Annotated in this window: 28 protein-coding genes; 10 read left to right on the top strand and 18 right to left on the bottom strand. The window is 60.7% G+C overall.

Annotated features, from left to right (window positions below; all coding sequences use genetic code 11):
• Positions 1-10: 10 nt before the first annotated feature.
• The 13 genes from OXI69_15425 to OXI69_15365 form a co-directional block, all read right to left on the bottom strand.
• The gene (locus OXI69_15425; protein ID MDE2667530.1) at positions 11-643 is read right to left on the bottom strand and encodes a transglycosylase SLT domain-containing protein; all 633 of its coding nucleotides are present in this window, start codon (positions 641-643) and stop codon (positions 11-13) included.
• Positions 640-981 (bottom strand): hypothetical protein, encoded by a 342-nt coding sequence (locus tag OXI69_15420; protein MDE2667529.1) that lies wholly within the window; start codon positions 979-981, stop codon positions 640-642. Before OXI69_15420 ends, OXI69_15425 begins: the two co-directional genes overlap by 4 nt.
• A 3-nt stretch (positions 982-984) precedes the next feature.
• The gene (locus tag OXI69_15415; protein MDE2667528.1) at positions 985-1,326 is read right to left on the bottom strand and encodes a hypothetical protein; all 342 of its coding nucleotides are present in this window, start codon (positions 1,324-1,326) and stop codon (positions 985-987) included.
• 190 nt (positions 1,327-1,516) lie between these two features.
• Positions 1,517-2,188 (bottom strand): DUF4145 domain-containing protein, encoded by a 672-nt coding sequence (locus OXI69_15410; GenBank protein ID MDE2667527.1) that lies wholly within the window; start codon positions 2,186-2,188, stop codon positions 1,517-1,519.
• 141 nt (positions 2,189-2,329) lie between these two features.
• Complete coding sequence (locus OXI69_15405) at positions 2,330-2,653, bottom strand: hypothetical protein (GenBank protein ID MDE2667526.1); 324 nt, start codon at positions 2,651-2,653, stop codon at positions 2,330-2,332.
• 1 nt (position 2,654) lies between these two features.
• Positions 2,655-3,200 carry a regulatory protein GemA gene (locus OXI69_15400; GenBank protein MDE2667525.1) on the bottom strand — a complete coding sequence of 182 codons (546 nt, stop codon included), beginning with the start codon at positions 3,198-3,200 and terminating at the stop codon, positions 2,655-2,657.
• Between the two features lie 15 nt (positions 3,201-3,215).
• Positions 3,216-3,494, bottom strand: coding sequence for a hypothetical protein (locus OXI69_15395; protein ID MDE2667524.1), 279 nt, complete (start codon positions 3,492-3,494; stop codon positions 3,216-3,218).
• Positions 3,491-4,015, bottom strand: coding sequence for a hypothetical protein (locus OXI69_15390; protein MDE2667523.1), 525 nt, complete (start codon positions 4,013-4,015; stop codon positions 3,491-3,493). Before OXI69_15390 ends, OXI69_15395 begins: the two co-directional genes overlap by 4 nt.
• 41 nt (positions 4,016-4,056) lie before the next feature.
• Positions 4,057-4,971: an AAA family ATPase gene (locus OXI69_15385; protein ID MDE2667522.1), complete on the bottom strand. Its 915-nt coding sequence runs from the start codon at positions 4,969-4,971 to the stop codon at positions 4,057-4,059.
• A 10-nt stretch (positions 4,972-4,981) separates the two neighbouring features.
• Complete coding sequence (locus OXI69_15380) at positions 4,982-6,784, bottom strand: Mu transposase C-terminal domain-containing protein (protein MDE2667521.1); 1,803 nt, start codon at positions 6,782-6,784, stop codon at positions 4,982-4,984.
• Complete coding sequence (locus OXI69_15375) at positions 6,781-7,056, bottom strand: hypothetical protein (GenBank protein MDE2667520.1); 276 nt, start codon at positions 7,054-7,056, stop codon at positions 6,781-6,783. Before OXI69_15375 ends, OXI69_15380 begins: the two co-directional genes overlap by 4 nt.
• Positions 7,057-7,503, bottom strand: coding sequence for a hypothetical protein (locus tag OXI69_15370; protein ID MDE2667519.1), 447 nt, complete (start codon positions 7,501-7,503; stop codon positions 7,057-7,059).
• Entirely contained in the window at positions 7,500-7,748 is a 249-nt protein-coding gene (locus OXI69_15365; protein ID MDE2667518.1) for a helix-turn-helix transcriptional regulator, read from the bottom strand. The genes OXI69_15370 and OXI69_15365 overlap by 4 nt, the downstream gene beginning before the upstream one ends.
• A gap of 1,579 nt (positions 7,749-9,327) precedes the next feature.
• Between OXI69_15365 and OXI69_15360 the strand changes: the two genes are divergently transcribed.
• A complete protein-coding gene (locus OXI69_15360) occupies positions 9,328-9,930 on the top strand; it encodes a DUF1295 domain-containing protein (GenBank protein MDE2667517.1) in 603 nt (200 codons plus the stop codon).
• A 56-nt stretch (positions 9,931-9,986) separates the two neighbouring features.
• Here the strand turns inward: OXI69_15360 and bstA are convergent, their stop codons facing one another.
• Positions 9,987-10,529 carry a bacillithiol transferase BstA gene (bstA, locus tag OXI69_15355; protein ID MDE2667516.1) on the bottom strand — a complete coding sequence of 181 codons (543 nt, stop codon included), beginning with the start codon at positions 10,527-10,529 and terminating at the stop codon, positions 9,987-9,989.
• A 1,063-nt stretch (positions 10,530-11,592) separates the two neighbouring features.
• On the opposite strand from bstA, the gene OXI69_15350 reads away from it, so the two are divergent.
• Positions 11,593-13,620: an acetylxylan esterase gene (locus OXI69_15350; protein ID MDE2667515.1), complete on the top strand. Its 2,028-nt coding sequence runs from the start codon at positions 11,593-11,595 to the stop codon at positions 13,618-13,620.
• A 114-nt stretch (positions 13,621-13,734) separates the two neighbouring features.
• Positions 13,735-14,643 (top strand): acetamidase/formamidase family protein, encoded by a 909-nt coding sequence (locus OXI69_15345; GenBank protein MDE2667514.1) that lies wholly within the window; start codon positions 13,735-13,737, stop codon positions 14,641-14,643.
• 61 nt (positions 14,644-14,704) lie between these two features.
• Here the strand turns inward: OXI69_15345 and OXI69_15340 are convergent, their stop codons facing one another.
• Together OXI69_15340 and OXI69_15335 are read right to left on the bottom strand one after the other, a co-directional pair.
• Positions 14,705-15,097, bottom strand: coding sequence for a putative toxin-antitoxin system toxin component, PIN family (locus tag OXI69_15340; protein ID MDE2667513.1), 393 nt, complete (start codon positions 15,095-15,097; stop codon positions 14,705-14,707).
• Positions 15,094-15,387 carry an AbrB/MazE/SpoVT family DNA-binding domain-containing protein gene (locus OXI69_15335; protein MDE2667512.1) on the bottom strand — a complete coding sequence of 98 codons (294 nt, stop codon included), beginning with the start codon at positions 15,385-15,387 and terminating at the stop codon, positions 15,094-15,096. The genes OXI69_15340 and OXI69_15335 overlap by 4 nt, the downstream gene beginning before the upstream one ends.
• 196 nt (positions 15,388-15,583) lie before the next feature.
• On the opposite strand from OXI69_15335, the gene OXI69_15330 reads away from it, so the two are divergent.
• Positions 15,584-16,471, top strand: coding sequence for a sugar phosphate isomerase/epimerase (locus OXI69_15330; protein ID MDE2667511.1), 888 nt, complete (start codon positions 15,584-15,586; stop codon positions 16,469-16,471).
• Positions 16,472-16,656: 185 nt separating this feature from the next.
• On the opposite strand, the gene OXI69_15325 is transcribed toward OXI69_15330, so the two are convergent.
• A complete protein-coding gene (locus OXI69_15325) occupies positions 16,657-16,956 on the bottom strand; it encodes a hypothetical protein (protein MDE2667510.1) in 300 nt (99 codons plus the stop codon).
• Positions 16,957-17,003: 47 nt separating this feature from the next.
• Entirely contained in the window at positions 17,004-18,344 is a 1,341-nt protein-coding gene (locus OXI69_15320; protein MDE2667509.1) for a starvation-sensing protein RspA, read from the bottom strand.
• A gap of 349 nt (positions 18,345-18,693) precedes the next feature.
• Here OXI69_15320 and OXI69_15315 point away from each other — a divergent pair, with 349 nt between their 5' ends.
• The 6 genes from OXI69_15315 (at position 18,694) to OXI69_15290 (ending at position 25,806) form a co-directional block, all read left to right on the top strand.
• The gene (locus OXI69_15315; GenBank protein ID MDE2667508.1) at positions 18,694-19,113 is read left to right on the top strand and encodes a cobalamin B12-binding domain-containing protein; all 420 of its coding nucleotides are present in this window, start codon (positions 18,694-18,696) and stop codon (positions 19,111-19,113) included.
• A 15-nt stretch (positions 19,114-19,128) separates the two neighbouring features.
• Complete coding sequence (locus OXI69_15310) at positions 19,129-20,559, top strand: phenylacetate--CoA ligase family protein (GenBank protein ID MDE2667507.1); 1,431 nt, start codon at positions 19,129-19,131, stop codon at positions 20,557-20,559.
• Between the two features lie 3 nt (positions 20,560-20,562).
• The gene (gene meaB, locus OXI69_15305) at positions 20,563-21,537 is read left to right on the top strand and encodes a methylmalonyl Co-A mutase-associated GTPase MeaB (GenBank protein MDE2667506.1); all 975 of its coding nucleotides are present in this window, start codon (positions 20,563-20,565) and stop codon (positions 21,535-21,537) included.
• Positions 21,534-23,225: a methylmalonyl-CoA mutase family protein gene (locus OXI69_15300; GenBank protein MDE2667505.1), complete on the top strand. Its 1,692-nt coding sequence runs from the start codon at positions 21,534-21,536 to the stop codon at positions 23,223-23,225. Before meaB ends, OXI69_15300 begins: the two co-directional genes overlap by 4 nt.
• 16 nt (positions 23,226-23,241) lie before the next feature.
• On the top strand, positions 23,242-24,675 hold the full coding sequence (locus tag OXI69_15295) for a tetratricopeptide repeat protein (protein MDE2667504.1): 1,434 nt from the start codon (positions 23,242-23,244) through the stop codon (positions 24,673-24,675).
• A gap of 213 nt (positions 24,676-24,888) precedes the next feature.
• Positions 24,889-25,806, top strand: a complete 918-nt coding sequence (locus OXI69_15290) for a hypothetical protein (protein MDE2667503.1) — start codon at positions 24,889-24,891, stop codon at positions 25,804-25,806.
• Positions 25,807-25,911 lie beyond the last annotated feature (105 nt).

Here is a 25,911-nt window from a genome sequence, read left to right as displayed (position 1 = left end):
ATTGCGCCGATCACTGCTCGCATCGAGGTAGCCTCGCCATGCGCTGGGGGTTCCGTAGAACCCGGTTGATCTTGACGGGGTAGGCCCGGTTCTCGCGGCAGGCAGCAGGGTGCCTTAGACAAACACCCTCGACGTGTCCCCACCAGCGCCGGCTATCGCACCCAGACCGTCGGGCGCAGGCCCGCTCCTCTTTCCATAGGTTGCCGATCCCACCGTTGTAGGCTATGTCCTGCTTGGCCTTGAGATCCTGGATCGTCAGGGATCGGACAGCGACCATGCGGCGTAGCATCCGGGTGTAGCGGATCTGAGCCCGGGCCGAACAAGCGGGATCGGTCGCGGGCACACCCGAGCAGCTTGGATCGGTCCTGGCGCTTTCTTCCTGCCAGGTCAGCGGCATAAACTGGCTCCAGCCGGCTGCACCGACCGGGCTGACGGCATCGGTCCGGAAGTTGCTCTCCACCCAGGTCCGGGCAGCCAAGCGGTCAGACCTATCCCAAGCTGCGGCGCGGTCGACTTCCTCGCAGAAGATTTCCTTGTGCTCGGAAGAGATGTTCTGTGCTTGTCCCGGCACGACTGAGATGAAGACCAAAAGGACGATTAGAACCGCCAGACAGAGCAGGGCAACGGCGACGTCTCGAATCATGTCAGTCCCTCAACTTGTAACAGGATCTCAGTAAGCCGCGGCGTCAGCCGATAGAGGCCGTAGCAACTTAACCCGAGACCAACAGCCCAACTGATCCAGTCAATTACCGACTTCCCAACCCATCCCCCTCGGGAAACATCCCAGATTTCCCGGCTGGCAGCCAACATGAAGCAAAGCGTGGCCGGCAAGGCCAACTGCCACCAGCCGCTCAAGGGTTCCCACCAGGAGAAGCGCTCCAAGCCCCAGAACAGCCAGATAGCCAAAACCAGGAAACCCGTCGAACTAAAGACGTGGATCACGAACCGTTCAAGGATGTGCTTCACAGTAGGCTTGGCCACAGCTTAAGTCCCGACCGAGAGAATGACGGCCGCCAGGATGCCGAAGTAGGACAGGATCACGGCGGCCCGGATCATGTCTTCACCCGTCTTGGACCATTCTCCAGCGCCCAGGATGACTTCCACGATGTTAATCTTGGGAAACAGGACCACATCGAGTAGCGCAAAGACCAGCAGGGCCATCGAAACGTCGAACAGCCACTCGCCCTGACCGTGAAGGGTCAAGCCCCAGACCGAGGGCGCTTCAAGCGCCGAGGCTTCCTCCAGCAGGTTGCTGCCGATCTCCACAAGCACCAGCGAAACCGCCAGGACGCCAACCATCCACCAGATCAACGAAAAATGTCGCATGCCGCCTCCTCCGTAGGCCACGAATCCAGGTAACTAGGGAATTGTGGGGGAGGATCGGGCGGGGAAAAAAGATGAAGATTTCAGGTTAGTTTGTGATCAGCGGTTCATCGACTCCAAGTCTGCCGAACTCGAAGCTGGGTGGGAGGGTGAGATGCCACTACGGAAGCAGTGGCGGAGATGTTCATACAATCTATTTCAACAACGGCTTTCCTGCGTCCTTCAACTTCTTATTTAAGGCTGCCTTTTGCTTCTTTAGTCTAGCTGGCTCAACGAAGTAGAACTCAAATAGCTGCTCCAATGTGTCAAGCAACCACTCCGCCTCCGCAGGCTCGACATCAATCACTTCTCCTGTGTTTTTGCTCTTGACAGGATGAGTTGCAAAATTTCCGACTTGTCTGACTGCGTCAAGTGACTCATTAATTCGATTTGGCAACTGATTGGAGGCGATCACATCCTGGATCTCCTGTACGAGATGGCTTGCCTTTACCCTTGACTTTTCCCGCAACAAGTTTTGAAGGCACCGGCGGCTGAGAGCTGCACTCGCTTTCTCGCTAACTGCAATGACAAGGCATGCTTCTCGGAAATCCTGAGCGAATTTTTCGTCGACTTCTGGAGGAACCGGGCGGGAATTGTGTTTCGGATAGACGATTATTTTCTCTGTTCTCCTATTGCTTCGATTGATTCGAGACATTTTGTGTAATCTAAAAATCAAATTGAGACACTCTGGACATTGCGCGCAGAAAACGCGCCAGCACACCCCTGATCCGTCGCAAACTTCTTTAGACTCGTCGCCATCATCGTCGTAGTAATACCAGTCAAACCAGTCGTCGTGGAAAGCAACGGAACAGTAGGGACATTTCATAAGCTTTAACCCTTGTGTTGAAGACGAAGATACACGTATCTATTTCAGAATACAGCCTTTACTGAGATATCTCGACGAGGCACCAACCAGAGCAAACAACTTCGTTGGGAGGTTACCACAAAATCAATTGGGAGCCGGGAACTAACGACTGCTTAGGACGTTCCAGATCTGACGTTCGGTGAGGTTGAAGAGCGGAGACAGGTCCTTGATCGAGTAGCCCTCCTCGAACCTGAGCCTGCGGATTTCGCGATTACGGCCGGGACGGTCCGGAGTCTTGGCTATGTAGACCCTTTCGCCCCCAAAGTGCTCGGAGAGCTTGCCGGCTGCGGCGTCTCCTACGGACTGGGCCATGCGTGTGCCGGTGGCGCGCTTGGGGATCCCGATGGTTCTGCCCCCAAAATCCCGGACCAGGCATTGGGTGGCGTCCCTTCCGATCAGGTCTTCGATCTCCCTCAGGTCGTTCACTTCACGCCTCCAGGGCCAGCAGAATGAGAGACCAGGCGGCAAAAGCGGCTACACCGAGAAGGAGAGTCAAAACGCCGTCGATCAGCAGATCCGGATCCACTGCGCCGCGCTCGTTGGCCGCCCGCTTCGCCTTGCGCATCCGGTCATATTCGAGGGCCGCCACCACCTTGTGGAGCTGGGTGGGAGTAGCCCATTCCAGGGCATCCGGGCCGCCTTGGTTCCGCAGAATGGACACCGCGTACTTCACCGGCCGGTCACCCAGAAGTTGGTAGATCTTCCACAGCAGGCGGCGCTTTTCCCGGGGTACCGAGGAGATCGTCGATCGGCGGCCGCGGCCGCGGAACTTCGCACCCCGGTCGGCCAAGTGATTTAGGACCTTGCCGAGGTCGCGCATGTCCAGGTCGGCCGCGGAATCGACACCGACCACTTCCTGCAGCATGGCCCGGTAGGTCTCGTCCTCCATCCCCAACTGCTTCTTGGCGATGTGGATCTTCGCCAGCGCGGCCCGGCGTTTGTACGCCCGTACGGATGTCTTCCTCTTACCCATGTACTTCTCACGCCTCTACATAATGTCCGACGGCTCGTTGTCCTGAATCCTCGCTTCCAGCCGGGCAAGCTGCTCTTTGAAGAGCACCCTCATATTGAGCCGGTCGGCATTCGACACGTAATCCATCACGCGCGGTTCGGCAGCGTCGCCGAACGGGAAGACCAGCAGCGCGAATCCCCACTCCCGGTTTTCGACCTTGGAGTCTCCGTTCAAGCGGGCATCGATGATCCGGGCAAGGCCTTGCAACAGGTCGGCAGCCTCTTTTCGTTTCTTCTTCCTCTTGACTCGTCTCACTGCTTCGCCACCTCCTCATCGCTCAGCAGTGCATCGACCAGCTTGTCGAGGTCGTCGTTGGCCGCGGCGATGACAATCTGGTCGTCCACCTCGACCACGGTGACACCGATTGAGGCCAACGTCTTGGCGTCCAGGTTCTTGAGCGCGGAGCGGACCAGCGATTCCCGAACCCGGACCAAGTCCGCCTCGCGGTCGGGGTGGAGCTTGCGGATGCGGGCGATCGCGTGCTCCTCGTCGCACTCGATCCGCCCCGGCTGTTTCCTGTAGCCTACCTTGACGCCCTCAAGCGCCCTGGTGCGAGGTCGCTCGAACAGCTTCGGGTTGTCCTCAACGGCTTCCCGCAGGCGGTCCCGCGCCACCGAGACCTCCGCCACCCGGGCCTTGAGGTGGCGCAGGCGACGGCGCAGGGCCCGGCGCTGGTCGGCGCGGATGTCCTCGGTGGTATCCGCCAAGCGCTCCCTGGCGGCCGTGTAGGTCTTGCAAAGCTCGGCAATGCCCTCCAGGGTGGTCGCCTTGGTCATTGTTGCTTCTAACTCCATTTCCACTTCCCTCCTTACGTCTACTAAGCCGCCAGCTCTCGCCAAGCGGATTTCAGGTGAGTCTCGGCCACTGCCTGCCCTGCCGCCATCATGGCCGCCAGTCGCAGGGCCTTGGTCAGTCCCCTAAGCCCTCCCGGCTGGCGGGCAATTTCAAGAGCCTGGGCGCGCTCTGCGGCTCCGCTGATGGACCACGCTCTCAAGATGGCATCCACGTCGGCCTGGGCGGGACGGGTCAGCCGGACCCGTTTGCCGACTCTGGAGAACAGTTGGGCGAACTCGGCTGCCCGCCTGCCCCCCGTGAGGCGCGAATAGAGCAGTTCATTTCCCATCAGGGCCAGACCGATGCCGGCTTGGTCGTGCAGGCCCCGTAACGCCTCCAGAGCTCGGGTGTCCAGGTGCTGGGCCTCATCCACAACCAGCAGGCCGTGAGTGCCTGAGGTGCGGTCAACAATCTCAGACTCAAGCCTCCAGGGCCGGACGTTGACCGAGCGCACCCCGCAGGCCATCGCTACCCGTTCCAGGCAGCCAGCCATGCTTCTTCCGCCAGCCGTCATCACTGCAACCCAGACGTTCGGGCTCGAGCCGGCATAGTGTGTGGCCGATATGCTTTTCCCCAGCCCAGCTCCGCCGTAGACAATGGCAAGGTCGGCAGCCATTTGCGCGTAGCCCAGGCCGCCCAGGATTCGCTTTGCCGTGGGCGTTTCCACCCACTCAGGGGGATCCGGCATTCGGGTCACGAGTTCCGAGCGCTTCGCCGTGGAGTCCAGCCATCGCTGAGCCTTGGCCGTCAGGGCCGTGGCGTCGCCCTTATATTTGCCGGCAATCCACTGGGACAAAGCCGAACCGGAAATGCCAATTTCAGCAGCTGCCCGCGTCTGGGAGAGCCTGGCCTTCTCGATCTGCTCCTTCACCCGCCGCACGACCAGCGATTCCGCCATTCAATCCTCCTTATCCGAATTTCTCTTTCTTCCAGTCTTCCAGGTTCTCAAGGACAAACCGATCGACCGGGCTCAGCCCCACGTCGTCCTCCGTTGGAGAGTCCCCACCGACCACCCGGCGCTTCTCGTCGACCTGCCGCTTTTGCCCAAAATTTCCAGCAACTAAACCGGGAGCGGGAAGCGGGCCCGGCTCGGCCTCGGGGTAGGCGGCTGCCACTTCCAGGTCCCTCATCCGCCGCTCGGCATTGGCGGCTTTCTTCTGCGCCTTGATCATCCGGCCCTTGTTCTTCATCCACTCACGGGCCGCGGCCGTGTCGCCGAAGCCCGTGTCGGCCAGCAGTTCGGCCTGGGCGACATAGCGGCCCTGCGGCGTGTAGACTGAGATCGGCCGGGTGAGATCCGCCGGGTCGTAGTAGGCCGTCAGCTGCCTCCCCTTGAATTCCGTCAGAGCTTCGGTCCAGTACCGGCGCTGCCCCGTCGGACCCTGGCCGGCCTTGAGGCGGATCTCTCCGCTTTTGCTATGGGCCCTTACCGCCTCCGGCATCAGTAGAAGCAGCGCCCGCTGGGACTCGGTGAGCTTGGTTGGAATGGCCTTGGCAAAGAGCTCCCGAAAGGCCTGCTCGTAAGACAGCACCCCGCGGCAAGCGGCGGTCCGGCGCTTGGGCTGTTGATTGAAACGTGTCACTTCTCCCCGAACCACCTCGGCGAATTCCTCATAGGGGATGGCCGTCGCCCGGCTGTAGCCGCGCTTGAGAAAGCGAGGATGGGTGGCTACCTTGTCGTGGATCCCGCCGATGCCGAAGCTGCGCTCGATGGGCTTGGCTCCCGGGGATCCCATCTCTTTGTCCGGGTTGGTGAAGCGGACCTCGATGCCGAGTTGGGGGAGCAGGCCGACCGGATCGTCCGCCTTGTCTCGCCCTCGGCGTCGGTTGGCAGCCCCCGCGGTCATGGCCTTGCTGGCCGCGACCATGGTGTTGTCAACCCAGGCCAGCTGCGGCTTGAACAGGCCCGTCAGATCGTAGGTCGCCAGGCGGAACAGGTCGGTGGTCTCGGTCTTCGCCAGCCGCCACGCGGCGATGTAGCCGGTCCGGATGTCTGCCCAGAACCAGCCGGTCGCCGTGTTGATAGCCTCGCCGTCCGGCCAGATGACCCAGAGCCTGTCGAACTTGAGGCCGTCGCCAGAGACTGCGTCCCCCGCTCTGAAGCTGCGCTTGTCCCTTCGCTGGGACGGATAGAGTCTGGCCAGGGCCTCGCCTCCCTCGCGCAGGAAAACCTGCCTGGTGTAGGTGACGTCGGTTTTCAGGCGGTTAGCGAAGGTCCGCCGGGAGGGAATCTCTCCCCATCCCCGGGCGACAGCCGTCTCTGCCGTGCGGCGGTAGGCCTCGGTCAAGGTAGGCTTGGCTCGGGTGAGATAGTACGAGGTGAACCAGTCCCAGGCCGGCGAGGGAATCTCCTGGCGCACCACCCGGCCCACATATCCCGGGATCAGCGCCGCAGCCCAGTCCTGACTCTGATAGTTTCGCGCCTGGTAGTACCAGCGCTTGAGCGTCCCGAGGCTCACCTGCTCGGCCCGGGACACCGACTGACAGGCCGCCTGCAAGGTCTCACCGTGTGCCGTCAAGGCCACCACTTGGCGCAGCACCCCAGCTCGGTATTCCCCCTCCTCCCTCAGTTTCCCGGTGCGCGACTTGGCCCATTCCCAAAGCGCCTCCGAGTCATAGGCGAAGGCGGGTCCACGATCTACTTCGGCCTGGCCGGCTGCGTCAGGATTGGGCGGCACGGCAGTCATTCGCACATCGGTGAGACCCTTCACGCAGCCTCCTTCAAAAGTTGGGCATGGATCTCGGCGGGAGCCGGGGTCACCATCCGATAGAGCCAGCGGCGCGCACCCGTCTCGGCAGACCTGGTCTGCCGGCAGGTGATCTCGGCGCCCTGGATGCGGATCTCGGAGATGATCGCGCTCACCGCGACCACCCCGCACCGGATGGAAATCTCTAAGGTCGAGTGCTCCTCACCGTCGGCTAGCAGGCGATAAACTCGCTGCAGCCGGTCAGATTTTGAGAGCTTGGCGTATCGGATCGGCATTCAAACCCCCGAGCGCTCCAGCTGATCCCGACCAATCGAAGACGGAGCACCTGAACTCAGGCCCTCCTCGCCGTGCCAGACGGTCTTGTGCGTGTCCTCGGCCGACTTCTTCATCCGGGCCCGGTTTTTCCGCGCTCTGGCGTTGTTCAAGAGCCGCCTGCACTCCTTGCACTTGATGTCTTTTCTCCTGCGGGGACTCTTGACCATGTTTGCGCAGTCGGGCCTGTCCTTGGACCCAGTGCAGCGCAGCAGGATCAGCTTTGGCGAGCCGGGCTTCTCCGGGTTGGATGGGGCCTGGTCGGTTGTCTGTTCAGTGGGCTCTGCGTCCAGGCCATACTCGCGGGAAAGAAAATCGGCTGTTTGTTTCAGGTGCCCCGCCCGGGACTCCAGTTCCTCGGCTCGGTTCCGCAGGTCAGCCACCAGTTGTCCCATCGTTTTGGTTCTCATCGTTTTTTCACCCTTCCTGGGTCCAGCATGTAGTCGGACCGGCCCAACAGGTAGTCAGTGGAGGTGTTCAGTACATCGGCCAGGCGGCAGAGCGCCCAGAGGTGAGGGACGGAAGTCGCGGTCTCGAAAAGGGAAATTGTGGACTCCGCGTTCTGCAGACCCGCCCGGACTCCCAACTCCCTCCTGGTAAGCCCCAGCTTGGTCCGTGCGATTGCCAGGCGCTGGGGTAGTTGGTACTCCCTCACGCGGCCTCCTGAGGATCTATCGCGGCGGTTGGTGTCGGCCGTGGGATGTCGTCCGGCCAGGGGAGATCAGCGGGCCAGTGGTCGGAGAACCACTGTACAAACCGTCTTAGCCGCCGAGTGGTAATGTCGTGACCCCGACTCAGACGCGCAAGAACATCTCCTGACCCGGACATATAGGTGGACACGCTATTGAGCCGAAGGTTTTTGCTCTTGCCATAGATACTGGCTAATCGGAGCAGTGATTCGCTATCCATAGCGGCATTATCCGCTACACATAGCGCATTGTCAACATAAAATCGCTATCGGTAGCGAGGAAATATCGCTACAATAAGCGAGTGACCAAAGAGGAAATCATTGAGGCTATTCGTCGAGAGTTAGACCGACGACAAATCACGCCTTATCGCGCAGCAATTCGGGCCGGCTTGCCGGAAAACGCGGTTAGATATGTCTTGGAGGGTCGTGACTGCAAGACTAGCCGCCTGTCTGCAATCTGCTCTAGTCTTGGTCTAGAGCTATACATAGGTCCCCCGCGTAGTCGGGTCACCAGCGAACAGTCAGAGAGAGAGACGGAAAGGAGAGACTTAGTCGACGAGATCAGATCCGGAATCCGCGAAGACTTGGCTGAAGCTCTTACCCAAGCCATCGAAACACATAAACCAGACTTAACGGCACCATCTAGACAGGTCGAGGTGCGGGAATTGGCTGCAGCGGCTGGAGGAGGTGCCACCGAACTGGATGAAAGAGTGGTGGGCTTTGTGTCCTTCCAGCGCAGTTGGCTGGATCGTGAAGCCATCGATCCAACTCTATGCACCGTGATCAGCGTGAGCGGAGACTCGATGGAGCCAACCTTACCGTCCGGTAGCAAGATCCTGGTGGATCGCTCCCAGCGCCGTCAAAGGACCAATGGGGTCTATGTTGTTTGGACTGGGGACGGCTTGGTCGTAAAGCGGGCAAAGAAGAATGCTGCTGGACAGTGGTTGCTCTCGAGCGATAACCCCTCATCGCCTACGACGCGTTGGCCTAAAACAGCCCGGGTGATAGGTGAGGTGAAGTGGGTCGGACGCAGACTTTAAAGGACTTATGTCCTGCGGATCGGATTGTGAATACAAAAACTAGACCCATCGAATGCAAATCTTGCAAACAGCAGATAGCCCGGAACGCAGACACTTGCCCGCACTGCGGGGAGAAGTCGCCGGGTCGGCCATGGTATGCGCCACTCGTAGGTTGCCTTACTGTTTGCAGCATCATTTTCTTGATCGTGTGGATCATTTCTTTGTTTTAGCGTTGATAGACAGCCGCAACTCCACAACCTTGAACGACCGGACCGCTCGTGTTCCCTTCGAATTCTCGACCTGGCCACCCAAATCGGCCGCGTCCGACCGGTAGACTAACGTTAACTCCTTTGTTAAACCCGCCTTAAACGTTTTTAGACGTGTCTCAATTCAAGTTGCCACCATCCGCCACGATTGCACCCGACCGTTTTTGTCTCAAACCAAGACACTCCGGCCATCACCGCCTCTAACCCATTGATTTCCTGCATGTTATTGCGCGGCATTGCGCGGCATTGCGCGGTTGCAGATTGTCTCAAACCAAGTTGCCACGCACAGACTACTTCATCTTTGAGCGAGTCCAGCTATACACCTACGATGTGATCCATGAGAAACTCGGCTTCAAGATGTTCTGGGGTGGCCTCATGGTCTACGGGTGGCTGTTCATTCTCCCGTTGTGGGGTATGGCTGCTTACCCATCCCCCGGATTCTCCCCGGCATGGACCTATGTGTGGTTGATCGGAACGGCTGGGCTGTTCCTGCTCGGTTGGGCCATCTCCCGCGGCACCAACATGCAGAAATACACCTTCAAGCGATGGCCCGAGCGCAAGTTTCTCGGGCTCATCGAGCCTGAAACCATTGAGGCCGGTGACCGCAAGATCCTGTGCAGTGGTTTTTGGGGTATCGCCCGCCACTTCAACTACATGGGCGAGGGGTTCATGGCCCTGTCAATTGCCCTGGCATTCGGTTACTTCACCAACCCTTGGGCCTGGACCTACTTTGTCTTCATCGTACTGCAGTTTATTTTCCGTCAGCGTGATGACGACAGGTGCTGTGCCGAGAAGTACGGCGCCGAAAAGTGGGCAGAGTACCAAGCGCGGGTGAAATACCGGATCATTCCCGGTGTTTATTGAGAAGACTTCCGGCAGAGCCCCTCGCCATCGGATGTCCGTTAAACGCAGAGTCACTATCAGCAATTCCACCCTTCGCGACGGATAGTCTCCCGGATGTGTGCCAGGTGGTGCCGTCCGTGCCAGGCATAGGAACCGATGGTTTCCGCCAGGTTGGCAGGACCGGATTCGGGGTGATTGAAAGTCCTGTCAAGGTCCTGACGGGTCAGGGAACGCAAGAGCGCCACCCAACGCCGATGTAGGGCCTCCAGCAAGTCCAGAGATGTCAAGACCGGAGTCACTGCGTAGTCCGGCAGTTCCGCCCACCGGTCCTCGAAATAAGCCTTGATCTTGGGCCGGTCCTCGGTCAGCGCCCATTTGAACCGGATGAAACTGTTCATGTGACTGTCCGGCAAATGGTGAATCACCTGGCGGATGGTCCAGCCCCCGGGACGATAGGGCGTGTCCAGTTGGGTTTCCGTCAATCCCGTGACGATTCTCCTAAGGTCGGCCGGAAGGGTTTCGATGTCGCTGATCCACCTCTCGATTTGACCCTCGTCTATACGGGACGGAGGTTCAAACTGACCAATCGGATAGCGTAGACTCTCCAAGTCTTCAGACATCTTGCCTCCTGGTCGTCCTTGATAGTTCCACTTTTTCGACCTTTCGAAAGTTTGCAGTCCGCTTGTTCGTCACCGGAAAACGGCTGGAAGGCATGTTCGAAGTCTACCTCGGGCCAATTCGGGGTCACGTCATGGCGAGTATGCGGGGCAATTGCCCTGATGGTTGCTACTGATTTGATCAACTTTGATCAACTGGCTTCGTACAATGCCTTCCAATTGACGTACGGACCGATTCGTTCAAGACCACTAGAGTCGATATACCGACGCTTCAATTCTTTTCTGCAGTCGTCAATGTATTGAAGGACAATCGAATAAATTTCGTCACTAGGTGCAGAGTTCGGAATCTCTCGTTCCGGAGCTAACTTCCATGTTCGAAATACAAGAATTTTTTTGCGAGTTCGGACGATGCGTTGGCGATCCACGGCGTAGTATTCCCCTCTTATCTGAGTTCCAAGGAAATGAAGCCGTATGTACCCAATAATTTCGTTGTATAACCACGCACCGCCATACGAATATTCCAAAAGGCCTGATAAGTTCAGTTTGGACTTGGGGTCAGCATCCTCTATTGATCTGAGTTCGTCCCTAAGTGGGCAATCATTGGGATACAAGACACTCTCTATAGTCTTCTCTCTATTCCGATAGTATTCCTCTTCCTCTAATCTATAAACGGGCACATCGAAGAAGAAAATTTCAGGAATTTTGAGTGGCGCCGATTTGTCGGGGGCCTCATGATTGTGGCTAGGGTGTTTCATCGGTAGTCGTCTAAGGGGGCTCTTTGAGGTTCACTCGACAACCCCAACGTATCACCCATTGTAATGGCACGCGCGTCAAAGATTGCTCAAGTGCTGTCCAATCGGTACATACGGAAATTCTCTTCGTGAACCAGCGGTAGTGCATTTCCGGTTCAGTTGTATCTTTCCGAACATCGCAAAAGATTCTCTACTGGGATAAAATTTCCGGACCTAGTTCGTAGGCCGCATGTTAGCTTCCAGCAGCTGCTGAGACCCATTGGCAATGAGTTGTCGCTGGGTTCGGATGACGGTCCAACTGGGGTGAGGCATCCATGATCTCTGGCAAAAAGATCTTGCTGGCCGGTGCGGGTCTTCTGTTTCTGAGCGGACTCGCCAGTGCCCAAGCGATGCCCGGATTGCCGGAAATGGACCAGCGAGCCACCAGGATACGCCACCTTCACCTGCCTTATACCTTCCAGCCGTTTCTGAACGAAGAGGCATGGTTGCGACGGGCCGGGGATCTGCGGCGCCAGATACAGGTCAGCGCCGGGTTGTGGCCGCCGGTGGAGAAGAGTCCCCTGAAGGCGCGGATCTTTGGAAGGGTTTCCAAGGGGGACTACTCCATCGAGAAGGTCTTCTTTGAAAGCTATCCGGGGTTTTACGTTACCGGAAACCTCTACCGTCCACTGGGGAAGAAGGGGCCCTTCCCGGGAATCCTGACTCCCCATGGTCATTGGGCTTACGGGCGGCTGGAAAATCAGTCCCTGGCCTCGATGCCGGGCCTCGCAATCAACCTGGCCAGGCAAGGCCACGTGGTTTTTGCCTACGACATGTTGGCCTACAACGACAGCCGCCAGGTCAAGGATCACCGCCGTCCGCTGGACCGAAGCTTCAGCCTGTGGGGCATCGACTGGCTGGGGATTCAGCTCTGGAACAGCATCCGCTCGGTGGATTTTCTGCAGTCGCTGCCGGACGTGGACCCCGACCGGATTGGTTGCACCGGGGCTTCGGGCGGCGGGACCCAGACCTTTTTGCTGACCGCGGTCGACGATCGGGTCAAGGTCTCGGCGCCGGTCAACATGATTTCCCACTACATGCAGGGCGGCTGCATCTGCGAGAACCAGGCCAACCTCAGGCTCGACACCAACAACATGGAGATCGGGGCCCTGATGGCTCCCAGGCCGCTGTTGATGGTCTCGGCCTCGGGAGATTGGACTCGGGAAACTCCCCGGGTGGAATTTCCCGCCGTTCAGAGCGTCTATCGCCTGCTGGGCGCGGGCCACAAGGCGCAGACCATGCAGTCCATGGCCGATCACAACTACAACCGGGAAAGCCGGGAGGCCGTCTATGCCTGGTTCGGCCGCTGGCTGCTGGGGGAGACAGACGCCAGCGAGTTCAGCGAGAAGCGCTTTCGCCTGGGAAGTCCCTCGGAGTTCCTGGTCTTCTTCGGTCGTGACCTTCCCGAATCCGCGGTCACCGAGGAGGAGATGCTGGCCTCGCTGAAGGACAGCTACCGGCGGCAGATCGACGATCTCCGGCCGCGGGACTCCGAAGGCCTGTCCCGCTTCCGGGAGCTCATGGCCCCGGCGCTGCAGTACGCCCTGGCTGTCGGCTATCCGGATCCCGGCGAAGTGGTGGCTGTTCCCGCCCCCTCTTCCAAGCCGGGTGCGAGCCAGGAGTTTTACATCGGCCGGGCAGGTCGGGGGGACCGGGTGCCGGCCGCTCTATGGTTCCCAAGGGGGAAGCGCAGGAATCTGACGGCCACGCTGCTGGTCCACGCCGAGGGCAAGGCGGCGCTGGAGGCGCCGGGCGCATCCTGGGTTCAGCCACTTCTGGACCGTGGACACCTGGTGATGGCCATTGACGCCTTCAACACGGGCGCGGCCAAGGCCAGGCGGGACATGAGCGACCCGTTTTTCACCACCTACAATCGGACCGACGATTCCAATCGGGTTCAGGACATTCTGACGGCCGTCGCCTACCTCGAGCGCCGGCCGGATGTGGCCCAGGTGAACCTGGCGGGTGTGGGGAAGGGGGGACTGTGGAGTCTGCTGGCCCGGGCGCTTGCTCCGCAGCTCCACCGCACCCTGGTGGACGTGTCCAATTTCTCAAGCGAGGAGGACGGGGCCTATCTGGAGCATCTCTACGTTCCGGTGCTGAGGCGGGCGGGAGACTTCAAGACCGCCGCCATGCTGGCGCCGGCGACGCCACTGCTGATTCACAATGCGGGCGAGTCCTTCAATACCGATTGGTTTCGGCAGGCCTATGAGCTGGCCGGCAAGACCGATCTGTTGGAGATTGAGTCGGACGAACTCCCTCGGGAGCAGATCCTTTCCTGGCTGACCCAATCGGGCCCTTGAGGTCGGTAGGATCCCGGGTCCGAGCAGGCATGCGGAGGAAGCGCTCTCCCGGGGTGAGTCGGCCGGCCTGTCGCGCTGGAGCCCCTGGAACGCACCGAACCGGAGTCCCAAGCCATGGAGCATCACTTCACTCCCACCCGATACTACACCACCCTGGGGCCGCATCCGCCGGTGTTGCGGGTGGGCGACGGCGATACCCTGCTGACCACGACGGTGGACGCATGGGGGGTCGACCACCGGCGCGAGAAGGTGACGCCCAGAAGCAACCCTCAGACCGGGCCCTTCTACGTGGAGGGGGCCGAGCCCGGCGACACCCTGGCGGTGGACCTGGAGGAGATCCGGCCCAACCGCGCCTACGGGTTTTGCTATTCGGCAGTCGCGCCCAACGTGGTGGATCCCGATTACGTGCGCCAGTTGCCCCCGGCTCTGGTGGCGGAGTGGAAGGTGGATGCCGAGGTGGGGACCGCCACCCTGGTCGGCCCGGAATCCAAGCTGGGGCAGTTGGCGATTCCGCTGGAGCCCATGCTGGGATGTTTCGGCGTGGCGGCCAAGGGCGGGCAGGCCATCTCCACCGCAACCTCGGCCGAGCACGGCGGCAACATGGACTATCGAGGGTTTGTGGCCGGTGCCACGGTTTATTTTCCGGTCTTCGAGCCGGGAGCCCTGTTTTTTCTGGGAGACGGACACGCCGTGCAGGGGGACGGCGAGATTGTGGGCACCGGGATCGAGATTTCCATGGATGTCCGCGTCACCCTGCGGGTTCTCAAGGGGAAGTCGATCGGGTGGCCGCGGGGGGAGAACGACGAGTGGATCTTCACCGTCGGGAACGCCCGGCCGCTGGATCAGGCCACCCAGCACGCCACCACAGAGATGCTCCGCTGGTTGCAGCAGGATTATGGCCTGGACGGGCTGGGCGCCAATCTGCTCTTGTCCCAGTGCGTCCGCTACGAGCTGGGGAACATCTTCGATCCGGCCTATACCATGGTCTGCAAGTTGAACAAGGGGTTGTTGAGTGGACGGTGAGCGGGTTGACCGTGGCTTTAGCTAACCCGTATTTCCCATCGGAGGTCTGCCCGACGGCCCCCTATGTCGTCCGATCGAGAAAGACGCGCGGGGACCAGACTTCGACTGACCCATATCGCGTCTTTGTAAAGTCCCGTGTGTTGCCGGTGATCAGTACGGCGCTGGCAGCCGTGGCAGTCGCCAGATACACCTCATCGTCAGGGTCCCGGAGACCGAACAGGATGTTCGCCGGCTCTACGAAGACGGCCAACCGTTCAAGCTCTCTGATGACGAATTCCATGGCGTCTCGATACGGTGCTTGGCCGTGCCGTCCAGCGACAGCCTTGTATTCGGACAAGATGGGCTCGGACAGGACGATTTCGTGCCGTCGCACCGCCCTATCGATGACTTCACGGCAAGTGCCGTCGATTCGTGCCGCAGACACTAGAATGTTGCAGTCCAAGACAACCCTCATGTCCCGCGGTGGCTGCGTTCACGGCGCGAATTGGCTATTTCGGCGATCGTGTCTCTCATAATCTCGTCCTCGGAGCGCCCGAGATCCCTGGACGAAGGCTGAGCCGCCGCTAACTTGGCGGCAATGCGGTCGGCGGCCGCATCCCGGTCCACCACCTCTTTAGGTCTAAACAGAATGCCGTCGCCGACAAGGGTCGCCTCCATGATGTCGCCTTCACGAAGATCAATCCCTCTTCGGAGCTTGGCTGGAATGGTGACTTGGAACTTCGGCTTTACGGTTACGAACGGCATAGTAGCCTCACGGGCAATTTGTTGGAAAGTTGTACATTCATACCACTATTATCGGAATGTTGCAATTGGTAGATTGCAGTTGCCGCTTCGCGGATTGCTGGAATCCCCGGGCTGGCGCCCGGTACGCGTTCAGCGTTCTTCCGGGATCGCATTGGTTCCCCGGTAACTGAATATATTTGCGAAGGGAGGCATGCCCATGAGAACGATTTCGAGGCGTACCTTTGCCAGGAACATGGCTGTGCTGGCCGGGGCGGGGTTGTTGCCGTTCCAGGCAGGCTGTCGGAGGAGAGCAGCCAGTTCCCTGATTGCGGGCGTTCAGATCGGGGTTCAGAGCTACAGCTTTCGGGATCGGCCCTTCGAGGATGCCATCAATGCCATGGTCGAGGTGGGTATCGACAGCTGTGAGCTCTGGCAGGGACACATCGAGCCCAGGGGGCTGGAACCCGCCGACCTCCGCCGGTGGCGGCTGGAGACCCCGCTCAGCTTCTTCGAGGACAAGGGCCGCAAGCTGGAGCAGGCCGGCATCCGGCTCAACTCCTACAACTACAGCTTTCGGAAGAGCATGAGTCCCGAGGAAGTGGATCGGGGCTTTCTCATGGCCAGGGCCCTGGGCACCGATGTGATCACGGCTTCGGCGAGGCCCAGCCTGGCGTCCCTGATCGATTCCTTCGCCGGCAAGCACCGGATCAGGGTGGGGATGCACAACCACGCCCACGGAGACAAGGAGGATGTCTTCGACGGTCCGCAGGACTTTGCGGCGGCCATGGAGGGGAACTCTCCCTACATCTGCGTCAATCTGGACATCGGACACTTCGTGGCTGCCGGATTCGATCCGGTCGACTACATCGATCGGCACCACCAGCGGATTGTCGCCCTGCACCTCAAGGATCGCAAGAAGGGACTGGGCCCCCGATCGCCGGTGTTGAAGTTCGGGACCGGGGATACGCCCATCAGGGAGGTCCTGCAGCAACTGAAGGCGGGGAAGTACCCGATTCCAGCCAACATCGAGCACGAGATCAAGGGGCAACCCGCCCTGGAGGGAGTCAGGGAGTCCCTGGAGTACTGCAGGCAGGCACTGGCCTGATGGAGGTAGTTTTACACCCTCGCTCTCCCGCCCTCCAAACATCGCCCTTCCGGCTCAACTATTCAACCCCCGAACTTGGGGAATATCCTCTTTCCCTTGTAGCTTCTCAGCCCGCAGGAGCCGGCCGTCCGGAATCCGTTCTTCTTGAGTAAGGCCGCGGCACGCGCGGCGCGTCCACCGCCGTTTCAGGCGGTGACGATCAGCCTGTCTCTGGGCAGCTCGTCCAGGCGCTGCTCGAGCTGGCCGATGGGGATATTGATGTAGCCTTCCAGGGTACCCAGCTCTTCCAGCTCCCTGGGCTCCCGGACGTCCAGCAGCAGTGCCTCCTCCTGCATGAGCTTGTCCAGGTCGGCGGCGGCGACCCGCGGGGGCTTGTCGTCGGCAGGCACCGCGCCGGCACCGCCCGAGGAGCCCTCCGGTTGGCAGCCGGCGGCAGCAAAGGCCAGGAAGGGCAGGGCCACCCAGCCGGAAATCTGTTTTTTCATGGGACCTCCAGGTTGATAGGGGAGTGCGGAAGCTCCTTGGGGTTGGTTCAGGGTTTTACGATACTTCCGTCCTTGCGCCGCAGGTTGCCCCAGTGCAGGTCGAAGCTGGGATCGTCCCTGATCGGGAAGCGGGCCGCCAGCTTCTCGTCCAGGTCTACCCCGAACCCGGGCGCTTCATTGATGTAGACGTAGCCGTTCCTCTCCTGCGGGCTTCCGGGGAAGACGTCTCGCTCCGACTGGGTGAGGCCGTGAAACTCCTGGATGCCGAAGTTGTTGACGACCAGACCCAGATGAATATTGGCGGCGTGCCCCACCGGCGAGGTGTCGCCGGGGCCGTGCCAGGCCGTGCGAACCCGGAAGAACTCGCACAGATGGGAAAGCTTGAAGGCCATGCTGACGCCGCCGATCTGGGAGATGTGGACCCGGATGAAGTCGATCAGCCGCTGGCTGATGATGTCCAGCCATTCGTTGGGGTTATTGAACAGCTCGCCCATGGCGATGGGCGTGCTGCTCTGCTGGCGCAGGTGCTTGAAGTATCCGACGTCTTCCGGGGAGAGCGGATCTTCCAGGAAAAACATCCGGACCGGTTCCAGTTCCTTGGCCAACTGGATGGCCACAATGGGAGGCAGCAGCTCGTGGACATCGGTCAACAGTTCTACCTGTTCGCCGAACCGCTCCCGCAGCTTCCCGAAGAACCGGGGAAGCGCCCGGGCGAAGGGGGCCGCCTCCCAGATGCGTGTGCGCTGGTTGGCGGGTCGGGCCGCGTTTTCCGGACCGAGGGGAGGAGAGGCTTCCGGCACCACCGGCTCGCAGCGAATGTGCCGATAGCCCTGCTCCCGCAACTGCTGGAACGAATCGACCAGCTCTTCGAAGGTCCGGCCGCCGGCCGACCTGTAGGTGTCCACGGCCTGGCGGCTCTTGCCTCCCAGCAACTGGTAGACGGGCAGGCCGGTCCATTTTCCCAGGATGTCCCACAGGGCTGCGTCGACCCCGCCGAGGGCGTTGTTCAGGACCGGTCCGTTGCGCCAGTAGGAGCTGACGAAAGAGGACTGCCAGATGTCCTCGATATCCCAGGGGCTCTTGCCCACCAGAAACTGCTTCAGGTAGACATCCACGGCTGTCTGCACGGTGCGAATCCGCTGAGTGAAGGTGGCACAGCCCAGGCCGTACAACTCGGGTTCGCTGGTCGAGACCTTGACCACGGCCAGTCGGCGTCCGGCGGGCGCCGTGAGGATGCACTTGACATCGGTGATCTTGATGGGCGGGAGTCCGGAACGCTTCTGTTGAGCCGCCAGCAGGGAGGCTCCGGTGACAGACGGCCCAAGGGAACCCATTCCGGCGGCCAGCGCGCCCAGGGATCCGGCTTGCAACAGTTGGCGGCGTTTCATGATTCGATTCCTCCAGGAGAAATGGGGGCGGTCTCTATGGCAGCCACCCGAGAGCCGGCCCTTGTTTGGGTTGAGAACCAGAAGATGGGGCCTATCCTATCACGGCCGTCCGGGATTCTCGTGACGAGTAGAGGTCACCCCAATACCGGGAGCGTAGGACCGCCCCGGGACGGCGATTGACCCCGACAGGCGTATCGTTTAGGATGCGCTACGTTAGAGGGCTGGCCGCGTCCCGGAAAGTGGGCACGGGACGGGCCGGCCGGTAGCATTGGGAGCGTGGCCGCGCGCCTCCTGCCCGGCCAGGTAAAGTTCGGGCGGCGTGGTCAACTCAGGTTTAGGGAAGCACGGGATGGAAGGACCGAACACCCAACCAATTCGCGTGATGATCGCCAAGGTCGGATTGGACGGTCATGACCGGGGGGTCAAGATCGTGGCCCGCTGCCTGCGCGACGCCGGCATGGACGTCATTTACACCGGGCTCCACCGTACTCCCGAGGAAGTGGCTCTGGCCGCCGTCCAGGAGGACGTCGACATCCTGGGCATCAGCATCCTTTCCGGAGCTCAAATGACAGTGTTTCCCCGGGTTTTGGAGCTGCTTCGCGGGCAGCACGGCAGCGACATCGCCGTCGTGGGCGGCGGGGTGATGCCCGACGAAGACGTGGCGGAGCTCAAACGGTTGGGTGTGAGCGAGATCCTTCTCCAGGACACGCCGCCGCAGGCAATCGTCGAGTCCATGCGGCGCCTGGTTCAGGAGCGAGGCCCGCGGTGACGGAGGAGGTTTCCCATCGAGGACTGGTCGTTCCCACCGAACTACAACCCGGATTACCTGCCTGATCCCACCAGCAAGTACTGGTTCCCCCGGCGCGAGACCATGCCGCCGGAAGAGCGCAACGCGCTGATCCTGGAACGGCTGCAACGGGTCACGCAATACGCCTATGACCGTTCCTCCTTCTATCGCAGACATTGGGACAGGGCCGGTTTCCATCCCGATCACCTCGGGAGCCTGGAGGACTTCGAGGAGAAGGTCCCGGTTATCACCAAGAAGGACTTGAGGGAGTCCCAGGCCAGGTTCCCCAGTTTCGGCGACTACCTCTGCATTCCCGAAGAGGAGATCCACCACATCCACGGCACCTCCGGGACCACGGGGCAGCCCACCGCCTTCGCCGTCGGCAGAGGCGACTGGGCGACCATCGGCAACGCCCACGCCCGGATCATGTGGGGTATGGGACTGCGGCCGGGAGACACCATCTTCATCGCCTCCCTCTTCAGTCTCTATATGGGATCCTGGGGAGCCCTGATCGGCTCCGAACGGTTGCGGGCCAGGTCCTTTCCCTTCGGAGCCGGCGCGCCCGGGATGACGGCGCGTGCGGTGGGGTGGCTGCGGCAGTTCAAGCCCACGGCCTTCTATTCCACGCCCTCCTATGCCCTCCACCTGGCGGAGACGGCCAGGAGCCAGGGAGTCGACCCCGCTGAACTGGGGCTCAGGATCATGTTTTTCTCGGGGGAGCCGGGGGCGTCGGTGCCTGGCGTGCGGGACCGGATTCAGCAGGCCTTTGGAGCCCGGGTGATCGACTCCGGATCCATGGCCGAAGTGACCCCCTGGATGAGCTGCGCCGGCACGGCCGAGACCGACGGCATGCTGCTTTGGCAGGACCTGGTCTACACTGAAGTGTGCGATCCGGCTACCTTCCGGCGGGTCCCCTTCGGTCAACGCGGCACGCCCGTCTATACCCATCTGGAGAGGACCTCGCAGCCCATGATTCGATTGCTCTCGGGGGACCTGGCCCTGTGGGAGGAGGGGCCCGGTCCCTGCGGGCGCACCTATCCGCGCTTGCCCAACGGAATCTTTGGCCGCATCGACGACGCCTTCACCATTCGAGGCGAGAACGTCTATCCCAACGAAATCGATGCGGCGCTCAATTCGATGGCCGACTACGGGGGAGAGCACCGCATCGTGATTTCCCGAGAGCGGACCATGGATGAGCTGTTGGTCCAGGTGGAGCCCACCCGGGCGGTCATGGGGTCCGGTCAAGAGGCCCTGAGGGCTTTCCGGGACGAGACGGCCGGCCTGCTGCGGCGGATGTTGGGGATTCGGGTTCGGGTGGTAGCGCTGCCCCCCGACTCCTTGCCCAGGACCGATTTCAAGGCGAGGCGGGTGGTGGATGATCGCGACGTGTTTCGCGAGCTCAACCGGAAACTGGAGAAGGAGCGTTAAATCATGGTAAGGGCGATTCCGCCTCTGGCGCTGGTGCAACCGGTTCTGGAAGGACGGCTGTCGGCCATCGCCAGGATGATCACCCATGCGGAGTCGGGGGAGGAAGACTGCCAGGACGCCCTGGCCGAGATCTACCGCCATACCGGCAAGGCGCACGTGGTGGGAATCACCGGCGTGCCCGGAAGCGGCAAATCGGCGCTGGTCACGCAGCTCTGCAAGGCCCTGAGAGCCGGCGAGCGTAGCGTGGGAGTGATCGCCATCGATCCCTCCAGCCCCTTTTCGGGCGGGTCCATCCTGGGAGATCGGATTCGCATGAACGAGCTGGTGACCGACCCCGGCATCTTCATTCGCAGCATGGCCACCCGGGGAGCCCTGGGCGGGTTGGCCCGGGCCTCGCTGAGTGGAGTCGACATCCTGGACGCCGCCGGATACGATGTGGTCCTGATCGAGACCGTTGGCGTGGGTCAGGATGAGATCGACGTGGTCCAGGCCGTCCATACCACCCTGGTGGTGTCGGCCCCCGGCCTTGGCGACGACATTCAGGCCATCAAGGCGGGGGTGCTGGAGATTGCCGACATTCACGTGGTGGGCAAGTGCGATCGGTCGGACGCCCATCGAACCGTCACCGACCTCAAGAACATGCTGGCCATGGGTCATCGCGACGGCCAGGGGTACGGCTGGCAGGTGCCCCTGATCCCCACCAGCTCCGTCAGCGGGGAAGGCATTCCGGAGCTGCTGGCCGCCATTGACGACCACCTGGAAGCGCTGACCTCCTCGGGCGAGCTGGAGCAGCGCCGCCGCCGCATTGCCCAGACCCGGTTGTTGAAATCGGCCGAGAACATATTGAGAGACCAGTTTCACCGCCACCACGATCGCCAGATCTCCGAGCTCACCGACCGGATGATGTCCGGAAGGGCCCATCCTCATGCGGCCGCGCAAACCCTGCTGAATCAATTTCGTAGCGAGAGGAAGCCATGAAAGAGACCAAAGAGGCCCAGACCATCGAGAACCTGGCCGAGCAACTGCAGGACTGGGAAGGCGGGGAGGTCGCCAGCTTCCTGGCCCGCCAGCCGGAGCGGCAGGAGCAGTTCTCCACCCTCGGCGGATTTCCGGTCAAGCGGGTCTATACGGCCCTCGATTTACAGGATGTTCCCCAGGAGGAGGTCGGCCTGCCCGGTCGCTATCCCTTCACCCGGGGACCCTACCCCACCATGTACCGGGGCCGGCGGTGGACCATGCGCCAGATTGCCGGCTTCGGGACCGGGGCCGATACCAACAAGCGCTTCAAGTACCTGATCCAGCAGGGCCAGACGGGACTCTCCACCGATTTCGACATGCCGACCCTGATGGGATACGACTCCGACCATGCCATGAGCCGGGGAGAGGTGGGGCGAGGGGGAGTGGCCATCGACACCCTGTCCGACATGGAGGATCTCTTTGCCGACATCGACCTGGAAGAGATCTCGGTTTCGATGACCATCAACCCGTCCGCCTGGATCCTGCTGGCCATGTACGTGGCCCTGGCAGAGAAGCGCGGGTTCGACCTCAATCGCTTGTCGGGGACGATTCAGGCCGACATGCTGAAGGAGTACATGGCCCAGAAGGAGTGGGTCTTTCCCATTGCTCCTTCGGTCCGGATTGTCAGGGACTGCATCTCCTACTGCGCAGAAAGAATGAAGCGCTACAACCCGGTCAACATCTGCGGGTACCACATCAATGAGGCCGGGGCCTCTCCCCTGCATGAGCTGGCCTTCACCCTGGCCAACACCATCGTCTACGTGGAAGAGGTGGTCAAGACCGGCATGCCGGTGGACCAGTTCGCCCCCCGCCTGTCCTTCTTCTTTGCCTGCGGATCCGACTTCTTCGAGGAGGCGGCCCGCTTTCGCGCCGTACGACGGGTCTTTGCCACCATCATGCGCGAACGCTTCGGGGCCACCAATCCTGCCTCCATGCGCCTCCGGTTCCACTGCCAGACAGCCGCGGCGACCCTCACCAGGCCCCAGTACAAGGTCAACATCGTCAGAACCGCCCTGCAGGCCCTGGCGGCCGTGCTGGGCGGGGCGCAGAGCCTGCACACCAACGGCATGGACGAGGCCTTTTCCATTCCCACCGAGGAGGCCATGAAGATCGCGCTGCGCACCCAGCAGGTCATCGCCGAGGAGTCCAACGTGGCCAACGTGGTGGATCCGCTGGGCGGCTCCTACTACGTGGAAAAGCTCACCGACCAGTATGTCCAGGCCATCCAGGCCATCCTGAAGGAGGTGGATGAGCGGGGAGGCACCGTGAAGCTGATCGAGGAGGGATGGTTCCAGCGGAAGATCGCCGAGGACGCCTACGAGACGGCCCTCAGAAAGCAGTCGGGCGAAAAGCCGGTCATCGGAGTCAACCGCTACGTGGAGGAAGAGGAGACCCTCGACTTGGAGGTGCACCCCTACGATCCCAAGTCGGCCGAGCGCCAGATCGAACGGACCCGGCAGGTCCGGGCGAACCGGGATGAGGCCGCGGTTCGGGAGCTGCTGGAGCGGCTCAAGGCGGTGGCGCGGGACGAGTCGCAGAACATCCTGCCGGTAACCGTCGAGCTGGTCAGGCAGGGAGCCTCCATGGGCGATATCGTCGAAACCCTCAAGCAGGTCTGGGGAACCTACCGGGAGACTCCGGTATTCTGATTCCTATTCAGACGCCATGAACTGTCGCAAACCATGGATCCGGCTGGCAGCCGTCGGGTGTTGCTTCCTGGCGGGAGTCCTGCTGCCGGCCGCGTCAGCCGCCCAGGACCCCAACGCGGTCTTTTCCAACCCCCGCCACCAAAAGGCAACCGAGCTGATGCGTGTCGGCAACTACGCCCAGGCCGAAGCCGTTCTGGACGCCGCGGTCAAGGCTGCACCCACGCCCGACGCTTACGGTCTGCTGGGCTACGCCCGCGAGATGCAGAACCGGTTCGCCGCCGCCGAGAAGGCCTATCGGGAGTCGATGCGGCTTGGCCCCGACTTTTTCTTCGGCCGGGTTCGGCTCGGCATTGTCCTGACCAGGCAGAAGCGGAACCGGGAAAGCATCGAGGTGCTGCGGCCGATCGAGACGGCACTCCACCGCCATCCCGAAGCGCTCTTTCATCTCTGCCTGGCCTACCTGGAAACAGGGGATGCGGCAAAGGCCGCCGCCGCGGCTGAAAAAATGGAGGCCTTCGGTCCGGAAATGGCGCTGCGGGCGGCCAAGCTGTTTGTCTGGAAGGAGAGGTTTCCGGAATCTCTGCCTCTTCTGAGCAGAGTGGCGGAGGCCAGTCCCGGGTCGGCCGAGGCCAACTATCTGCTGGCAACCGCCCTGTTTCGAACCGACCAGACGGGACGGATGTGGTCCTACCTGGAGAAGGCCCACCGGCTGGATCCCAACTCGGTGCCGATCCTGCTGCTTTACGGCAGCGGGTTGCTGGCCGAGGGCAAGTTCGGCCAGGCCAGGGAGCGCCTGTTGCAGGCTCAAGCTCTGCGGCCGCAGGATCCACGCCTCCGCTTTCTGCTCGGCAAGGCCCTGATTGGAGAGGGCGACCATGCCGGGGCCATTGCCCAGTTGGAGGCTCTGGTGAAGCAGGATCCCGACAAGCCGGAGGTCCATCTGCTGTTGCTGAGCGCCTACCGCTCCAAGGGAGACATTCAAGCCACCACCCGTCAGGCCCGCCAGGCGGTGCGGAAGTTTCCGGGGCACCTCGAGTCCCAACTGGAAGCCGGGATGGACTTGCAGACGGTGGGTGAGTTCGAGTTGGCGGAGCAGGCTCTGCGGCGGGCGGTGGATCTATCCGAAGGCAAGCCGGCGGCCCGGCGCAAGGCCCGATTCAACCTGGCGACGGTGCTGGTCAAGCTGGGCCGGGACGATCGGGCCGTGCCGCTCTTGAAAGAAGTGGCGGATGCCGATCCCGGGGAAGTGGACGCCCGGGTGGAGTTGGGAGACAGCTACCTGCGGACGGGCGACTACGACCAGGCCGTCAAGGTGCTGCAAGAAGCCGTTGCCCGGGATCCCAAGAACAAGCGGGGACACCTGCTGTTGGGCAAGGCCTTCACCCGGCTGGGCCGCCATGAGGAGGCCGGCCGGTACTTCCAGGCCTTTCAGGAGTTGGAGTTGGAGTAGGGGGCGTTGTTGAACAACTGGAATTACTTGGATCGGCGGTTTCTGAATTCCGGTTATTCAACAGTGTCCGCCGCCCACTGACCGAAGTTATTCCAGTAATTCAACAACGTCTCCCTGTTACGATCCCTATCAATCTTGACTTTCCTCTCCCTTGCCCCATAGCCTATTTCCCCAAAAAACCAAATATCCAAGAACCAAAAAGAGTAAGGGACCATGAAGCTTATTGGCTTGATTCTTGTTGTGCTTGTGTCTTCTTTACATGGAGAGGAACTTGATTCAAAGGACCTGAATATTCCTGTGGATCGAGACGGGCGGTCGATTTTCCGATATGCTTTTCCGATTCATGTAGTTCCAACGATGGCCAACAGTCCTGGTCGATTTGGAGCGTACTTCAAAACCCGAGTGGTGATCTATAACCCAACAGACTTTCAGTACACAATCTATGCGACTTTGTACGGGAAGAATGGGGAGATCGATACTAGAAGTATCGAAATGGACTCGGATTTCTTTTGGGTTTGGGACAATTTCCTAGAGCAAGTGTTCGGGTATCGTGGTACTGGAGCGGTTGAATTTGATGCGTGGTTCGATCCCCCCGGAGGGTCAAGCGACTTTGATTTTACCGTGCAGGCCGAGGTGTACACGGATTCTCCAAATGGCCGTTACTCTACTCTAGTGGTGAATGGGGAGGGCGCAGAGGATTTTAGACTAGGGACTTCAACAGTTTTGGAGGACGGGCAGATTGCAATCAATCCTGGTCTGTCTTCAACTTCTGACCAGAGGGTCAATGTCGGCATTTTCAATGACGATCGCTCAAGAAAGACTTTTGTTGCATTTGTCGTCAATCAAGGGGAGATCGTTCAGACCATTGAATTTGATGTTCCAGGCAAAGGCTGGTCCCAGAAGGCGGTCACGGCCAAGTTCGAAACTGGAGCCATTGGTTGGGGATGTTTGCAGGAATATTGCAGTGGGTATCCGTGGGTAGTGACAGTTAACAACAAGTCAAACGACGGTGTTCTCATACAACCCATGACATACGATCCTCCAGAGAATTCGGCCTCGTCATCATCCAAAACGCATCGGTTGCTGCGGCAGCAGTTGTGGCAGATTCGGGACATTCGCTCTCCCAAGTAGACGAATAGAAGAAAGTCATGAATCTTGCAACAGACGTTGAAGCCGGGAGGCTGGTTCGTGAGTCTTTTAAACTGATAGCCGTGATTTTTGACCACCTGGATTGAT

This window comes from Acidobacteriota bacterium, assembly GCA_028875575.1.
Taxonomy (GTDB): Bacteria; Acidobacteriota; Terriglobia; order Versatilivoradales; family Versatilivoraceae; genus Versatilivorator.
Note: the sequence above shows the minus strand (reverse complement) of the source record. Positions and strands in the feature narration are given on the sequence as shown.

Coding starts and splice junctions, on each gene's coding strand:
- OXI69_15415 (MDE2667528.1), bottom strand. CDS start 1,326: ATGCGACATTTTTCGTTGATCTGGTGGATGGTTGGCGTCCTGGCGGTT.
- OXI69_15300 (MDE2667505.1), top strand. CDS start 21,534: ATGAAAGAGACCAAAGAGGCCCAGACCATCGAGAACCTGGCCGAGCAA.
- OXI69_15425 (MDE2667530.1), bottom strand. CDS start 643: ATGATTCGAGACGTCGCCGTTGCCCTGCTCTGTCTGGCGGTTCTAATC.
- OXI69_15290 (MDE2667503.1), top strand. CDS start 24,889: ATGAAGCTTATTGGCTTGATTCTTGTTGTGCTTGTGTCTTCTTTACAT.
- bstA (MDE2667516.1), bottom strand. CDS start 10,529: ATGTCTGAAGACTTGGAGAGTCTACGCTATCCGATTGGTCAGTTTGAA.
- OXI69_15295 (MDE2667504.1), top strand. CDS start 23,242: ATGAACTGTCGCAAACCATGGATCCGGCTGGCAGCCGTCGGGTGTTGC.
- OXI69_15375 (MDE2667520.1), bottom strand. CDS start 7,056: ATGCCGATCCGATACGCCAAGCTCTCAAAATCTGACCGGCTGCAGCGA.
- OXI69_15370 (MDE2667519.1), bottom strand. CDS start 7,503: ATGAGAACCAAAACGATGGGACAACTGGTGGCTGACCTGCGGAACCGA.
- OXI69_15350 (MDE2667515.1), top strand. CDS start 11,593: ATGATCTCTGGCAAAAAGATCTTGCTGGCCGGTGCGGGTCTTCTGTTT.
- OXI69_15325 (MDE2667510.1), bottom strand. CDS start 16,956: ATGAAAAAACAGATTTCCGGCTGGGTGGCCCTGCCCTTCCTGGCCTTT.
- meaB (MDE2667506.1), top strand. CDS start 20,563: ATGGTAAGGGCGATTCCGCCTCTGGCGCTGGTGCAACCGGTTCTGGAA.
- OXI69_15335 (MDE2667512.1), bottom strand. CDS start 15,387: ATGCCGTTCGTAACCGTAAAGCCGAAGTTCCAAGTCACCATTCCAGCC.
- OXI69_15385 (MDE2667522.1), bottom strand. CDS start 4,971: ATGGCGGAATCGCTGGTCGTGCGGCGGGTGAAGGAGCAGATCGAGAAG.
- OXI69_15400 (MDE2667525.1), bottom strand. CDS start 3,200: ATGGGTAAGAGGAAGACATCCGTACGGGCGTACAAACGCCGGGCCGCG.
- OXI69_15340 (MDE2667513.1), bottom strand. CDS start 15,097: ATGAGGGTTGTCTTGGACTGCAACATTCTAGTGTCTGCGGCACGAATC.
- OXI69_15410 (MDE2667527.1), bottom strand. CDS start 2,188: ATGAAATGTCCCTACTGTTCCGTTGCTTTCCACGACGACTGGTTTGAC.
- OXI69_15315 (MDE2667508.1), top strand. CDS start 18,694: ATGGAAGGACCGAACACCCAACCAATTCGCGTGATGATCGCCAAGGTC.
- OXI69_15330 (MDE2667511.1), top strand. CDS start 15,584: ATGAGAACGATTTCGAGGCGTACCTTTGCCAGGAACATGGCTGTGCTG.
- OXI69_15390 (MDE2667523.1), bottom strand. CDS start 4,015: ATGACCAAGGCGACCACCCTGGAGGGCATTGCCGAGCTTTGCAAGACC.
- OXI69_15320 (MDE2667509.1), bottom strand. CDS start 18,344: ATGAAACGCCGCCAACTGTTGCAAGCCGGATCCCTGGGCGCGCTGGCC.
- OXI69_15345 (MDE2667514.1), top strand. CDS start 13,735: ATGGAGCATCACTTCACTCCCACCCGATACTACACCACCCTGGGGCCG.